The 13,732-nt window shown below is 71.9% G+C and carries 12 protein-coding genes; 4 read left to right on the top strand and 8 right to left on the bottom strand.

From position 1 onward, the window contains the following. Positions 1-158: 158 nt before the first annotated feature. The 4 genes from fxsA to MQE23_RS36495 form a co-directional block, all read right to left on the bottom strand. Positions 159-734, bottom strand: coding sequence for an FxsA family membrane protein (gene fxsA / locus MQE23_RS36510; RefSeq protein ID WP_037671877.1), 576 nt, complete (start codon positions 732-734; stop codon positions 159-161). 92 nt (positions 735-826) lie between these two features. Next, positions 827-1,630: a polyprenol monophosphomannose synthase gene (locus tag MQE23_RS36505; RefSeq protein ID WP_243381351.1), complete on the bottom strand. Its 804-nt coding sequence runs from the start codon at positions 1,628-1,630 to the stop codon at positions 827-829. Between the two features lie 535 nt (positions 1,631-2,165). Further along, positions 2,166-3,767, bottom strand: a complete 1,602-nt coding sequence (locus MQE23_RS36500) for an amidohydrolase (RefSeq protein ID WP_243381350.1) — start codon at positions 3,765-3,767, stop codon at positions 2,166-2,168. A gap of 77 nt (positions 3,768-3,844) precedes the next feature. After that, positions 3,845-4,285 (bottom strand): Lrp/AsnC family transcriptional regulator, encoded by a 441-nt coding sequence (locus MQE23_RS36495; RefSeq protein WP_243381349.1) that lies wholly within the window; start codon positions 4,283-4,285, stop codon positions 3,845-3,847. A 268-nt stretch (positions 4,286-4,553) separates the two neighbouring features. On the opposite strand from MQE23_RS36495, the gene MQE23_RS36490 reads away from it, so the two are divergent. Further along, positions 4,554-4,988: a hypothetical protein gene (locus tag MQE23_RS36490; RefSeq protein ID WP_243381348.1), complete on the top strand. Its 435-nt coding sequence runs from the start codon at positions 4,554-4,556 to the stop codon at positions 4,986-4,988. A 379-nt stretch (positions 4,989-5,367) separates the two neighbouring features. Here MQE23_RS36490 and MQE23_RS36485 read toward each other — a convergent pair whose 3' ends face one another. Further along, entirely contained in the window at positions 5,368-6,540 is a 1,173-nt protein-coding gene (locus tag MQE23_RS36485) for an acyl-CoA dehydrogenase family protein (RefSeq protein WP_243381347.1), read from the bottom strand. Between the two features lie 330 nt (positions 6,541-6,870). Here MQE23_RS36485 and MQE23_RS36480 point away from each other — a divergent pair, with 330 nt between their 5' ends. After that, the gene (locus tag MQE23_RS36480; protein ID WP_020275466.1) at positions 6,871-8,136 is read left to right on the top strand and encodes a glycoside hydrolase family 18 protein; all 1,266 of its coding nucleotides are present in this window, start codon (positions 6,871-6,873) and stop codon (positions 8,134-8,136) included. 51 nt (positions 8,137-8,187) lie between these two features. Here MQE23_RS36480 and MQE23_RS36475 read toward each other — a convergent pair whose 3' ends face one another. From MQE23_RS36475 to MQE23_RS36465, 3 genes are all read right to left on the bottom strand, one after another. Further along, the gene (locus MQE23_RS36475; protein WP_243381346.1) at positions 8,188-8,844 is read right to left on the bottom strand and encodes a TetR/AcrR family transcriptional regulator; all 657 of its coding nucleotides are present in this window, start codon (positions 8,842-8,844) and stop codon (positions 8,188-8,190) included. A gap of 98 nt (positions 8,845-8,942) precedes the next feature. After that, the gene (locus tag MQE23_RS36470; RefSeq protein WP_020275464.1) at positions 8,943-9,083 is read right to left on the bottom strand and encodes an SCO1431 family membrane protein; all 141 of its coding nucleotides are present in this window, start codon (positions 9,081-9,083) and stop codon (positions 8,943-8,945) included. 92 nt (positions 9,084-9,175) lie between these two features. Further along, positions 9,176-10,555, bottom strand: a complete 1,380-nt coding sequence (locus MQE23_RS36465) for a peptidase C39 family protein (protein WP_020275463.1) — start codon at positions 10,553-10,555, stop codon at positions 9,176-9,178. A 216-nt stretch (positions 10,556-10,771) separates the two neighbouring features. Here MQE23_RS36465 and MQE23_RS36460 point away from each other — a divergent pair, with 216 nt between their 5' ends. After that, positions 10,772-11,428, top strand: a complete 657-nt coding sequence (locus tag MQE23_RS36460) for a hypothetical protein (protein WP_037671879.1) — start codon at positions 10,772-10,774, stop codon at positions 11,426-11,428. Positions 11,429-11,860: 432 nt separating this feature from the next. Next, positions 11,861-13,723, top strand: a complete 1,863-nt coding sequence (locus MQE23_RS36455; protein WP_243382877.1) for an AAA family ATPase — start codon at positions 11,861-11,863, stop codon at positions 13,721-13,723. The last annotated feature ends 9 nt before the right edge of the window (positions 13,724-13,732 follow it).

Here is a 13,732-nt window from a genome sequence, read left to right as displayed (position 1 = left end):
ACCGCGGGCGCCGTACGTGAAGTACGGCGCCCGCGGTTTTTGTCGTGCGTTCTTGCGGATGGTGCGTCGTGCGATCTCGCGGATCAGTGCGCCGTGCGTTCCCGCGGATCAGTGCGCCGTGCGTTCCCGCGGATCAGTGCGCCGTGCGTTCCCGCGGATCAGTGCGTCAGCGGCGGCCGCGGTTCCTGCGCTGCGTCGCCCCGCTCGTCCCGGATGACCTCGCCCTGGACGACCTTGCCGTCGGGGCGGTGCATACGGGCCTGCTGGAAGGCGCCGCCCAGCGTGCCCGGGTCGGCCTCGCGGAGCTTGCGCTCGAAGGTGCGCTCCGCCGTGCGGCTCACGGCCTTCTGGACCGGGGGCAGCAGCAGGAGCAGGCCCACCGCGTCCGACACCAGGCCGGGGATCATCAGCAGCAGCCCGCCCAGCATCATCAGGCCGTTGCCCTCGCTGTTCGGCCGGGCAGCCGCGGGCATCACCCCGCTCTGCTGCTGTTGCAGCGTCTCGGAGAGACTGCGGAAGGCCCGCCGGCCGGCCCGCTTGATGACGACCGAGCCGAGGATGAAGCCCGCCACCAGGACGAGGAACACCACCAGCCCGCTCGACGCCCCCGCGACCACCGTGAGCAGCCAGATCTCCAGGACCAGCCATGCGGCAAGGCCCAACGGCAGGAACGTACGCAGCCGCGAGCGCCGGGGCCGGGCGGAATTACCGGGGGTCTGAGCGCCAGTCGTCATGTCTCCAGTGTGCCTGGGCCCGGCTCAGTGCGGGATAAGGCCCCGATCAGGTGTTCTGTGAGCGGCGGACGAGGAGGGAGGCGACCTGCCGACTACGGCCTCGACGGCCTGCCGCCGCGGCCCGTGACCTTGCCGACCCGCTCCCCCACGCCCCACGCCGTGACCCGCCACAGCGCCTCGACGAGGATGTCGCGGCTCATCTTGGAGTCGCCGTGTTCACGCTCGACGAAGGTGATGGGCACCTCCACGACGTGGTAGCCGGCCCTGACCGCGCGGCGGGCGAGGTCGACCTGGAAGCAGTAGCCCTGGGAGGCGACCTCGTCGAGGCCGAGGCCCTCCAGGGTCTCGCGGCGGAAGGCGCGGTAGCCGCCGGTGATGTCGCGCAGCGGCAGGTCGAGCGCCAGCCGGGAGTAGAGGCTGCCGCCGCGGGAGATCACCTCGCGGGACTTCGGCCAGTTCACCACCCGGCCGCCGGGCACCCAGCGCGAGCCGAGCACCAGGTCGGCGCTCTTCAGGGCGGTGAGGAGACGGGGCAGTTCCTCCGGCTGGTGGGAGCCGTCGGCGTCCATCTCGACCAGCACGCCGTAGTCGCGCTCCAGGCCCCAGCGGAAGCCCGCGAGGTAGGCGGCGCCCAGGCCCTCCTTGCCCTTGCGGTGCAGCACGTGGACGTGGTCGTCGTCGACGGTCAGCTCGTCGGCCAGCTTGCCCGTGCCGTCCGGGCTGTTGTCGTCGGCCACGAGTACGTGCGCCTCGGGGACGGCCTCGCGCACCCGGCCGACGATGCTCTTGATGTTCTCCGCCTCGTTGTAGGTCGGGATGATCACCAAGGCCGTGCCGAGCGGGCCGAACTTCCTCCCCTGGGCTCCTGCCGCGAGGGTTCCGTCGCCGTCGTTCACTGATGCCCCTTCATGTCCGTACGCAGGGGTCCACCATAGTGGGCCCGGCCTGCGATGACGTGACCGGACGTTCGAATGGTGGTGTCGAATCCGCAAGACGCGGGTAAGAGTGCGCCTCGGGGTGCGAGCGTACGGCGGATGGGGGCCCGGCGCCCTTCGGGCCGACCTGGGATCCGCCGGCTGCGGATCGACCGAAAGCCGTTGTCTACTGAGCGCCCGGGCCCCACCCGGGGTCACACCTCCCCGACCGGCCGGAACGCTGCCTCGGCGCCGCGCCGGCCTGAGCCTGGCTCCCAGTGGCGGTGCCCCGGTGCGGCACACCGTCCCTGACCCGGCGGCGCTGCGGCGAGTGCGCGGACGTTCCCCGGTCGGGCGTCCGGTGGTGGACTCGGCCGAACCTACCGGCCCCCTGCGGCCGCCTGTCAACAGCCGTTTGACCTGCGCATCTTGCGACAAAGCCCTGGTCAGGGCGGAGGATACGCAGGTCGCGCACGGGCGGCGCGGCGCACGATTGCGTGCGCGCCACCCCCGTAGATCACTCGCCCGGCCGTACGAAGACCGTGTGTCCGCCCACGACGGTGCGCAGGCAGACGGGCAGGTCGCGGCCCGGGGTCAGGTCGGGCAGTCCCGGGGTGCCGGAGCGGGGATCGGTCGACCAGCGGGCGACCCGGTCGTCCGGGGCCTGGACCACGAGTTCGCCGGTGCGCCACACCGCGTAGTCGGCGGGCGCGCCCGGCGCCAGGACGCCCGCGTCGTCCCGTCCGATGGCCCGCCAGCCGCCGCGCGTGTGCGCCGTGAACGCGGCGCGCACGGAGATGCGGTGCTCGGGCGTGCGGTGGAAGGCGGCGGCTCGCACGGTGCCCCAGGGGTCGAGGGGCGTGACCGGGCTGTCGGAGCCGAAGGCGAGCGGCACACCGGCGCGCAGCAGCGTCGCGTAGGGGTTCAGCGTACGGGCCCGCTCGGCTCCCAGCCGCTGCGCGTACATGCCGTCCTCGCCGCCCCACAGGGCGTCGAAGGCGGGCTGGACGGAGGCGGTGAGGCCGAGCTCGGCGAAGGCCGCGACGGCCTCCGGCGAGAGCATCTCGGCGTGCTCGATCCGGTGACGGGCGGCCCGGATGCGGGTGAGACCGAGCTTCTCGGCGGCGGCCCGCACGCCCTCGACCACGGAGTCCACCGCCGCGTCGCCGATGGCGTGGAAGCCGGCCTGGAGGCCCGCCTCCGTGCAGGCCACCACGTGGGCGGCGACGGCGGCGGTGTCCAGGTAGGCCCGGCCGGTGTGGTCGGCGTCGGCGTACGGCTGGTGCACGCAGGCCGTGTGCGAGCCGAAGGAGCCGTCGACGAACAGGTCGCCCGCGGCGCCGGCCGCGCCCAGTTCCCGGGCCTTGGCTACGTCCTCCTCGGCCCAGTAGCCGACGACGCGCGGACCGGGCTCCTCGGCGGCGAGGCGCAGCAGCCCGGTGAAGTCGTCCTCGGAGGAGATCTCCGGGCCGCCGCACTCGTGGATCGTGCCGATGCCGAGCGAGGAGGCGTGCGCGAGGGCGGCGCGCTGGGCGTCGGTGCGCTGCTGAGGCGTCACGGCCGCGAACGCGGCGGCGCGCACGGCGTGGTGGGCGTCGGCGGTGAGCGGTCCGTCCTCGGGGACCACGCCGGGGACCATGTCGAGCAGGGCCGTGGTGACGACCGCCGAGTGGACGTCGATCCGGCTGAGGTAGAGGGGCCGGTGGCCGGTGGCCTCGTCGAGTTCGGCACGCGTCGGGGGGCGCCCGCCGGGCCAGCGTGCGGTGTCCCAGCCGTGCCCGAGCAGCACACGGTCGTGCGGCCGGGCGGCGGCGAAGTCCCGTACGAGGGCCAGTGCGGCCTCCAGGGAGGGGGCGGCGGACAGGTCGAGGCCGGTGAGCGCGAGGCCGGTGGCGGTGGTGTGCACATGGGCGTCCGTGAACGCGGGAGTGACCAGCGCCCCGTCCAGGTCGATCACCTCGTCGACCCCGTCCGCGAAGGCGTCGGCGGCCCCCTCCGAACCGACCCAGGCGACCTGCCCCCGCTCCACGACCATCGCGGTCGCGAACGGATCGGCGGGGCTGTGGACCTCTCCGCGACGGAGCAGGACGGTCTTCGGCGGGGCACTGGACTCACTCATGAGGACCAGTCTCGCGCCTCACCCCGACCACTCCGAACAGGGGTTGCCCACAACGGCCGAAAGGGGAGCCCCGGCGATCAGATCCGCGGCGGCCGTGCCTCGTACGGCGTGGACAGCACCACCGTCGTCCGTGTGGAGACGCCCGCCAACGACCGCACCCGCGTCAGCAGTTCCTCCAGTTCGTGCGGCGTCGCGACCCGCACCTTGAGGATGTAGTTCTCGTCGCCCGCGACGCTGTGGCACGCCTCGATCTCCGGCACGTCCGCGAGGCGGTCCGCGATGTCGTCGGGCGCGCTGGGGTCGAAGGGCTTGACCGAGATGAACGCGGTCGTGGGCAGACCCACGGCCTCCGGGTCGACAACCGCGGCATAGCCGCGGATGACGCCACGCTGTTCCAGCCGGCGCACCCGCTGATGCACGGCCGACGTGGACAGGCCCGTGGCCTTGCCCAGGTCTGTGTAGCTCATCCGCCCGTCCTTGACGAGCAGCTGCACGATCTGTCGGTCCAGCTCCTCCATGGCGCAAGAACCTACAGTGCGGTTGATCTCCTCGGATACCTGAGTGGCCCGGGCCATGGCCGGTTCGTGACCTGGCCGGCGGCAGCCGCCGACCGCCCGGGGGACAAACCCACCGCAGAGGGCACCTGCGCGCGGCATGTGACGAACGCCACAGGGCTCGAACAGTCTCCGTAATGTTCTCGTGATTACCGCCCAGGGGGGACGGGAAGTGCTTGCTGTGGTCGAGGCCGCAGTGCCTGATACGGCCCAGCCCGAGGGGGAGAACCCAATGCAGAGTCTTAAGCGCCCAGGTCGCACCGCACCCAAGCGGCAGCAGCTCGTCGTCGAGCCCGAGCCGGAGGGCGTCGAACCCGACACCTTCGACGACGAACTCGACGCCTACGACACGTTCGAGATGTACCGGGTCGTCTGCCCGGACTGCGCACAGCCAATCGCCCTGCTGGCGGACGAGGAGGTTCTGCCGGAGCACGCGCTGTGCGCCTCGCCGTGGAACCCGTTCGGACTCACGGTCTGCGCCGGAACCGGCCGCAGGGCCACGGACGCCCGCCCCGCTGACGAGTCCGTCGAACCTCAGGAGCAGGACACCGCCCTGCTGTTGACGCTCCCTCAGGGACTCGACTGGCGGACCCAGCCCTTCTCGCACGTCGGCGGCCCGGGCTCACGCCCCATCAGGGTCCCCGTCATGCGCCGCCAAGCGGCCTGAGCGCGGGCCCTCTTCGCCCGCTCGCTCCATCCCAGTGACTGCCCCGCACCACGGCTCGCAGTCTGCCGTGGTGCGGGATCAGTGCGTCCGAATTCGTTGAACTCCCCTGAACGCACGCGCGATTCCGCCCCAGGGTGACCTGTCCGGCCTCTTCCGCGTTGCCCAGGTATGACCCCCATCTCCTCAGCGACCGGGCGTCAACGCCTCCTGTTCGTCCCGCCGCCCGCAGAATCGGTTCGGCCGACCGCGCCGCGCTATCAGGACCCGCCGATCTACCGTGACCTCATGCGGGCCTGGGCCGAGCGCGGCCGCACCCTTCCGGGCCGGCACGACCCGGAGTGGATGCGACTCTCGGCGCCCTGGCGGGGCCTCGACCAGTTCAGCGTCCCTCTGGACCCACGAGATGGCGGGCGATGACCATCCGCTGGATCTGGTTGGTGCCCTCGACGATCTGGAGCACCTTCGCCTCGCGCATGTAGCGCTCCGCCGGGAAGTCCGCGGTGTAGCCGTAGCCGCCGAGGATCTGCACGGCGTCGGTGGTGACCCGCATCGCCGTGTCGGTGCAGTGCAGCTTGGCCATGGCCGCCTGCCGGGCGAACGGCCGGCCCGCGTCCCGCAGTCGCGCCGCCGCCAGGTAGAGCGCCCGGCCCGCCTCGATCTGCGTCGCCATGTCGGCGAGCATGAAGCGCAGCCCCTGGAAGTCGGCGATCGGCTTGCCGAACTGGCGCCTCTCGGTCGCGTACGACAGCGCCTCGTCGAGCGCCGCCTGCGCCACGCCGATCGCGCATGCCGCGATGCCGAGCCGACCCGATTCGAGCGCGGTCAGGGCGATCGCGAGGCCCTGCCCCTCCTCGCCGATACGCCGGTCGTCGAGGACGCGTACGCCGTCGAAGTGGACCTGGGCGGTGGGCGAGCCCTTCATGCCCATCTTCTTCTCGGGCGGCGCGGCGCTCAGCCCCGGCGCGTCGCCGGGCACCAGGAACGCGGTGATCCCGCGCGGGCCATCCTCGCCGGTGCGCGCCATCACCGTGTAGAAGTCGGCGATCCCGCCGTGCGTGATCCAGGCCTTGGTGCCGGTGATCACCCAGGCGTCGCCGTCGCGCACCGCCCTGGTGCGCAGGGCGGCCGCGTCCGAGCCGGAGTGCGGCTCGGAGAGGCAGTAGGCCCCGAGCATGCCGCCGCCGAGCATCGCGGGCAGGTGCTCGACCTGCTGCTCCTTGGTGCCGTAGGCGGCGAGCGCGTAGGAGGCCAGGGAGTGCACGCTGACGCCGAGGCCGACGGTGAGGCGGGCCGCGGCGAGTTCTTCGAGGACCTGGAGGTAGACCTCGTAGGGCTGGTCGCCGCCCCCGTACTCCGAGTCGTACGGCAGGCCGAGCAGGCCGGAGCGCGAGAGCAGGGTGAACAGCTCGCGCGGGAAGCGGCCGGCGTCCTCCTCCTCGGCCGCCTTCGGGACGATCTCCTGCTGCGCGATGTCGCGGACGAGCGAGATCAGGTCCCGGGCCTCCTCCGTGGGCAGTTGCCGGTCCACCGGCTGCGGGGCGCGGTCGGGCATGGCGACGCTCTCCTCCCTGTCGGGCACTGGCGGACGGGCCCGTGGGTGGGGGCGGCGCCGCCGGGTCGTTCTGGTGCCTGGCCGATGCTTGCAGTCCCGGGTCTCGGAAGCTGCTGACCAGCGGCTCTGCGCTGTGAGTATGCCCGATCGGAGGCATCCCGTCACCAGTTAACGACCGCTTACTTCAAGAAATACCCGAGCGCCCCCGGGGAGCGAAATTGGTCCGAACCATTGACCGCACTGGTCTAGTCCTCCTAATGTTTCGCTCCACCGATTTACCGCGTTCATGCCAATCGGCACGCGCTCCCTCTCCCCACGAGGAGACACCGGATGCACACCCCCCACCGCTCCCGCTTCCGGGCCATCGTGTCCACGGTCTGCTGCGCCGTCCTCGGCGCCGGTCTGCTGGCCGGCGCGGGCGCCTCCGCCACCGCGGCGACCTCGGCTCAGGAGGCCGCCGCCGGTACGAAGGCCGCCCCCGGCGCCAAGGCCGCCGGCTCCAAGGTCATCGGGTACTTCACCGAATGGGGCACCTACGACCGCAAGTACTACGTCAGGAACATCGAGACGTCCGGCTCGGCGGCCAGACTCACGCACATCAACTACGCCTTCGGCAACGTCACCGGCGGCAAGTGCGCGATGGGCGACGCCTACGCCGCCACCGACCGGGCCTACACCGCCGCCGAGTCCGTCGACGGCAAGGCGGACACCTGGGACCAGCCGTTGCGCGGCACCTTCAACCAGCTGCGCGAGCTGAAGCGGAAGCACCCGAACCTCAAGGTCCTGTGGTCCTTCGGCGGCTGGACCTGGTCGGGCGGCTTCGGCGAGGCCGCGAAGAACCCGGCAGCCTTCGCGCAGTCCTGCTACGACCTGGTCGAGAACTCCAATTGGGCCGACGTCTTCGACGGCATCGACATCGACTGGGAGTACCCCAACGCCTGCGGCGCCACCTGCGACACCAGCGGCAAGGCGGCCTTCAGGAACCTGATGCAGGCGCTGCGCGCCAAGTTCGGTCCGAGGAACCTGGTCACCGCGGCGATCACCGCCGACGCCACCCCGGGCGGCAAGATCGACGCGGCGGACTACGCGGGCGCCGCCCCCTACGTCGACTGGTACAACCCGATGACGTACGACTTCTTCGGCGCCTGGGACGCCGCCGGCCCGACGGCCCCGCACTCCCCGCTGACCTCGTACTCCGGCATCCCCAAGGCGGACAACCACAGCTCGGCGACCATCGCGAAGCTCAAGGGCCTCGGCATCCCCGCCTCGAAGCTGCTGCTCGGCATCGGCTTCTACGGGCGTGGCTGGACCGGCGTGACCCAGTCCGCGCCCGGTGGCACCGCGACCGGCCCGGCGGCGGGCACGTACGAGCAGGGAATCGACGACTACAAGGTGCTCAAGGCCAAGTGCCCGGCGACGGGGACGGTGGCCGGCACGGCGTACGCGAAGTGCGGGAACGACTGGTGGAGTTACGACACCCCGGCGACCGTCGCGACCAAGATGAACTACAAGAACCAGCAGGGGCTGGGCGGCACGTTCTTCTGGGAGCTGAGCGGCGACACGGCGAACGGTGAGCTGATCAAGGCCATCAAGTAGGCCTGGGCGAGCCGGGGGCGGAGGGACCGTGACGGATCCCTCCGCCCCCGCTCATGCGCCCTGTCGGGCGGCCTCCGGAGCCGGGTAGGCCGGATCCAGGTCCTCGATCGCGCGCAGGGCGCCGCCGAGCCCCTTCACCAGCAGCTCGCACATGGTCTCGCGGGGCAGTTCGGGGCGGTCGATCCATTCGAGGGTGGTGCCCTCGACGCCGCACACCCAGGCGAGCAGGCCCATGCGCGCCAGCGGGGTGATGTCGGCGCGGCCGTACGCCCCCTCGGCGATGGTGGCGACGATGGCCTCGCGCACGCCGTCACGGATGGCGTGCACCTCGGTGTCGAAGCCGACGCCGCCGCTGACGATGGTGCGGTACGCGGCCTGGTTGTGCTCGGCGTAGCGCAGATAGCGGTCGATGGTGCGCTGGACGCGGTCGACCGGGGGCAGTTCGTGTCCGCTCGCCGCCAGGGTGACCAGGTCGGTGACCGAGTCCTGGATGATGGCCAGGTAATAGCCGCGCTTGGACTGGAAGTAGTAGTAGATCAGCCCTTTGGCTACGTGCGCCTGCCGGGCGATGTCGTCCATCGACAGGGCGTCGTAGGACGTGTCGGCGAACAACCTCCGCCCGATTGCGATGAGTTCGGCACGGCGCGCCAGCGAGCGCTCGGTGCCGCGGGCTCTGGGACGCGCGGGAGGTTGTTGACTGATATTCAATTTCGACCCTGGTTCCAACGGGCGGCGAGGCGGGACATCCGCAGTATGGCAGGCCGGAGAGCAGGGTCGTGGGTCAGGTCACAGCACCCCGTGTCGGGTCAGAGCAGCCCGAGCTGGGTCACTAGCATCGCGACGACCACGACGAGGGTCCAGCCCGCGACCTGCTCGACGATCTTCGGGCCGTCGTCCTGGGGACCGCCGGTGCGGACGCCGGCTGCGGTGGCTGAGTGCGCGCTCATGACCTCTCGCTGGTTCGGTGGTGCGGACGGGCTTCACCCGAGGTTGCCGTCCACTTTGCCATCGGGAGCGGCACGTGCGGCGGAGAGCTTGGTCACACGCGCACGCCCACGGCTGTCAGCGCCTTGCGCTGGGCCGCGGTCGGACGGGCCGGGAAATACAGGTAGCAGACGCCGCCGGTGCCGGACACGACCTTGCCGGAGGCGTTGTACCGCTTGGTCCGCAACCAGATGTTCTCCCACTCCCGCCGCCGGTAGACGCGCCGCACGGCCTCGTTGGTCTCCGAGAAGGGATCGTTGGCGATCACGTCGCCACCGGCGGTGAAGCCGATGACGGTCATCAGGTGCCCGGCGGTGCCGTACCCGGCGCCGGTCAGCTCCTCCTTCAGGAAGGACTGGGAGGTGATGGCCGGGATGCCCGCCGCGATCAGCGTCTCCAGGTCGGTGAGCGAGCCGAGCCGGGTGACCACGGCCTGGAGATCCTTGAACGTGGCCGCGTAGGCGGCGTTGAACGGCCAGTTGCCGCAGCCGGCGTACTGGTAGTCGTAGGTGAAGCGGGCCGCGTGGCACACCTGCGGATCGGGGTACGACGGATCCACCCAGGCCAGTTGCTCCGGGGTGAGCCGGCCTCCCCAGTACTCGATGATCATCTGCGAGGACGTCGGGCTGCACCAGGCCTCGCCGCCGTTGTCGTACTCGGGGTACTGCCCCTTGTGGATCTCCTGCGAGTAGCGCGGGACGACCAGTTCCCCGGCGAGGCCGGGCACGGACGCCGGGACCGTGAACCGGTCGGGTACGTCGGACCCCATCGCCCCGAGCCGCCACACGGTGGGCGTGGCCTTGGTGCCGGGCTTGCGGTAGAGGGTCAGGCGCAGCCGGTACGAGGCCAGGCGCAGGCCCGTCGACGGGTCGTCGATCGCCAGGGTGTCGGTCCAGACGGTGCTCTTGCCGTCGCTCTGGTCGTCGACCGAGGTGCGGCGGATGTCCTGGTCACCGGCGGCCCAGCGGCCCATCACGTACCAAGGGCTGCTGGTGCCGTCGGTGTAGCCGGCCTTGAGCTCGACCTGGATCCAGGTACCGGCCGGGGTGCGCGCGTTCCAGGAGACGATCGCCTCCGTCGCGGGGACGGCGAGGCGGTGCACGGGGGACCTCCAGGTGCCGTACTCCCAGCGGGCCGTGGTGCCGGTGTGCGGGTCCCTGTACTCCGTCGACCCCGCGGGCGTCGCGATCGCCACGCCCGGGCGGGCACCCGAGACGGCGCGGGTGCCCCGGGCGGTACCGCCACGCCAGTCGCCGTACGAGGTCCAGGCCCGGTTGTCCACGGTCCGGGCCGGGACCGCGCGGGCGGGCTCCGCGGTGTCGGTCGTCATGAGCTCCTCGGTGTCGGCGTCCGCCGGACCCGCGCCTGCCGTGACGGCGGCGGCGACCGCGGCGGCCAGGACGGTTCTGCGGGAGGGCTGTTCGGCTCTGCGCATGGCGGGGACCCCCGGAAAGTCGGTGTCGGGCAGGGGCGGTGCAGGTCCGGTGCACGCGTGCAGACGCCACACAGGGAGGGGCAGCACACGTGTATGCGCCACATGGGAGCACAGCCCGCCGGGTCCCGCCAGCACTTCGGCCCGCGCCACGCCCACCAATATTGGCGTCGACCACTGGCACGCGCCGAGGACCCCGTCGTTAGAGTGCTGCGCGAGATGAATCCGCCCTTCCGCCCCGCACCGGGACCCGCCGTCCGCGACCTCGCCTCCCGGATCCGCCGCCTTCCCCCCTCCTGCGGTCCGGTCCGTCTCGTCGGCGTCGACGGGCACGCCGGCTCCGGAAAGACCACGTTCGCCGGGCAGTTGGCCGTGGCGCTGGGCGGCGCGCCGGTGCTGCGCCTCGACGACATCGCCACCCACGACGAACTGTTCGAATGGACCGGACGCCTGCTGGACCAGGTGATGGGGCCCCTGTCCGAGGGCCGGACCGCGCACTACGCCCCCTATGACTGGCGAGCCCGCCGCTTCGGCGCGCCGCGCCCCCTGCCGCCCGCTCCGGTGGTCCTCGTGGAGGGCGTCGGCGCCGGGCGCCGGGCACTGCGGCCCCACCTGGCCCTGCTGCTGTGGATGGAGCTGCCCCGTGCGGAGGCCTGGGCGCGGGGACGGTCGCGGGACGGGGAGGAGCAGCGGGAGTTCTGGAACGGATGGGTTCCGGCGGAACGCCGGCATTTCGCCGACGATCCCTCGCGGCCGTTCGCCGACCTCCTGGTACTGCAGCGAGAGAAGGGATATGAGGTGGTCCCGGGACCTGCTGGGACTGTTGGACCGGACCAGCCCCTCACGCACGGTGACGGACCGCCCGCGGTGTGCTGAACTTGTGAAGGGCCTTGCGGGACAACTTGTCGGAGTGCTTCAACTCGGCTTGACCGGGGGGCCGTACAGGTCTTACGTTCTCAATGTGCGGCCATTCGGAGCCGCCCACAGACGCGAAGCCCCCGGTTGTTCCCCCGTGATCGGGGGCTTCGTTCTGTCTTCTTGCTGTTTTCCGGGCGCCGCGCGGCGCCAAGTGCTCACCCTCGGTCACCGTGCAGGAGTGTGCCGCATCCGCTCCCATCTCGCCGAACGCCTCGTGCGGCACCCTACGGGGGCGCCGCCCCCGCGGGTACGATGCCCTCGTTGCGACCTACGGACGGTTGCTTCGCGCACCTCGCAACTCCGGTCCGTGGCACAGCGGTTCGAGCAGGGCAGCCGGCTGGGGGACGGCTCGTTGGCATACCGACGGGGGCACGGTTCGTGGGGGACGTGATGGACTTCGGCACGCAGGGCCCGCAGGCCCCGGCCGACCTCGCCTGGCTGCGAGGCGTGGACGCCTACACCATGGGCGCCTATCCGCAGGCGGAGGAGGAGTTCCGCGCCGCCGTGCGGATGGACTCCGGGATGGCCGACGGCTGGCTCGGGCTGCACGCGCTGCGCGTCGACACGACGACCGCGCTGCTCAGGATGTTCCGCCACCGGGACCGCTTCGGCGAGCAGCGGCACCGCTACCGCCGCTCCCTCAACTCCTGGTACTGGCTGGGCTGGTGGGTGCAGCCCGTGCTGGAGAGCCCCCGCGACCTGCTGCTCGCGCACGCCTCCCACTGGCTGGACGGCCGCCACGTCCCCGAGCTGGACCGCGCCCTCGCCGGGCTGCCGCCGGTGGACACCGACGCCCAGGTCCGCTTCCTGCACGCATGCCGCGCCTATCTGGTCAAGGACTGGGAACAGCTGGTCCGCCACACCGACCCGCTCCTCGACGACCCGATGCTCGGCATCGAGGCGGGTCTGTTCGGCGGCATGGCCCGGGTCCGCCTGGAGATGTACGGGCAGGCCGAACCGCTGCTGTCCGCCGCGCTGATGCGCTGCCGCAGCGAGCAGCCCCAGCGCAAGGAGCTGCGCTACTGGCTGGCCCGGGCGCACGAGGGCACCGGCCGCAGCGCCGCCGCGCTCCCGCTGTACCGGGCCGTGCACCGTGTCGACCCGGCCTTCATGGACACCTCGGCCCGGCTCGCCGCGATCGCCGAGGGCGACGGCTACGACGAGGCCACGGACCTCGCCGCGATCACGCTCACCGGCGCCGGCCAGGACGCCGCGGACGGCCCGGACGGATTCGACCCGCTCTTCGGCGCCGAGGGCCGCGATCTGCGACTGCCCGATCCCGAACCGCCGGCCTTCGCTCCCCTGCCGCCGGTGGCCGACCCCGCGGTGCGCTCGCGGACCGGCCCGGCGTCGTCACTGCCCGCCGGGCCCACCGACCCGGCGTTACTCGAGGAGGCGCTCGCCGAACTCGAGCGCATGGTGGGTCTGGAGCCGGTGAAACGCCAGGTCAAGGCGTTGTCTGCGCAGCTGAACATGGCCCGGCTGCGGGCCGGGCAGGGCCTGCCGGTCCAGCCGCCGAAACGCCACTTCGTCTTCTCCGGCCCCTCCGGAACCGGCAAGACCACCGTCGCCCGCATCCTCGGCCGCGTCTTCTACGCGCTCGGCCTGCTCGGCGGCGACCATCTCGTGGAGGCGCAGCGGGCGGACCTGGTCGGCGAGTACCTCGGGCAGACGGCCGTGAAGGCGAACGAACTGATCGACTCCGCGCTCGGCGGCGTGCTCTTCGTCGACGAGGCGTACTCGCTGTCCAACTCGGGCTACGGCAAGGGGGACGCGTACGGCGACGAGGCGCTCCAGGTGCTGCTGAAGCGGGCGGAGGACAACCGCGACCACCTCGTGGTGATCCTGGCCGGCTACCCCGAGGGCATGGACCGCCTGCTCGCCGCCAACCCCGGGCTGTCCTCCCGCTTCACCACCCGCGTCGACTTCCCCTCCTACCGGCCCCTCGAGCTCACCGAGATCGGCAAGGTGCTCGCCGCGGAGAACGGCGACCTGTGGGACGAGGAGGCCCTCGACGAGCTGCGGTCGATCGCCGGGCATGTGGTGGACCAGGGGTGGATCGACGAGCTGGGCAACGGGCGGTTCCTGCGGACGCTGTACGAGAAGAGCTGCGCGTACCGGGATCTGCGGTTGTCCGTTTATCCCGGGGTGCTGGGCAGGGAGGACCTGGCGACGTTGCGGTTGCCGGATCTCATGCAGGCGTATGGAGAGGTGCTGTCCGGGCGGGGGCCGCAGGATCCGCCCGGACTGTAGGAACTGGCG

It is taken from the genome of Streptomyces sp. HP-A2021 (genome assembly GCF_022807935.1).
Classification (GTDB): Bacteria; Actinomycetota; Actinomycetes; order Streptomycetales; family Streptomycetaceae; genus Streptomyces; species Streptomyces afghaniensis.
This window is presented reverse-complemented; position numbering and strand designations above follow the sequence as displayed.

What these genes read in the sequence shown, in the direction of transcription:
- fxsA (WP_037671877.1), bottom strand. Translation starts at nt 734, where the DNA reads ATGACGACTGGCGCTCAGACCCCCGGTAATTCCGCCCGGCCCCGGCGC.
- MQE23_RS36500 (WP_243381350.1), bottom strand. Translation starts at nt 3,767, where the DNA reads ATGAGTGAGTCCAGTGCCCCGCCGAAGACCGTCCTGCTCCGTCGCGGA.
- MQE23_RS36495 (WP_243381349.1), bottom strand. Translation starts at nt 4,285, where the DNA reads ATGGAGGAGCTGGACCGACAGATCGTGCAGCTGCTCGTCAAGGACGGG.
- MQE23_RS36490 (WP_243381348.1), top strand. Translation starts at nt 4,554, where the DNA reads ATGCAGAGTCTTAAGCGCCCAGGTCGCACCGCACCCAAGCGGCAGCAG.
- MQE23_RS36485 (WP_243381347.1), bottom strand. Translation starts at nt 6,540, where the DNA reads ATGCCCGACCGCGCCCCGCAGCCGGTGGACCGGCAACTGCCCACGGAG.
- MQE23_RS36480 (WP_020275466.1), top strand. Translation starts at nt 6,871, where the DNA reads ATGCACACCCCCCACCGCTCCCGCTTCCGGGCCATCGTGTCCACGGTC.
- MQE23_RS36470 (WP_020275464.1), bottom strand. Translation starts at nt 9,083, where the DNA reads ATGAGCGCGCACTCAGCCACCGCAGCCGGCGTCCGCACCGGCGGTCCC.
- MQE23_RS36465 (WP_020275463.1), bottom strand. Translation starts at nt 10,555, where the DNA reads ATGCGCAGAGCCGAACAGCCCTCCCGCAGAACCGTCCTGGCCGCCGCG.
- MQE23_RS36460 (WP_037671879.1), top strand. Translation starts at nt 10,772, where the DNA reads ATGAATCCGCCCTTCCGCCCCGCACCGGGACCCGCCGTCCGCGACCTC.
- MQE23_RS36455 (WP_243382877.1), top strand. Translation starts at nt 11,861, where the DNA reads ATGGACTTCGGCACGCAGGGCCCGCAGGCCCCGGCCGACCTCGCCTGG.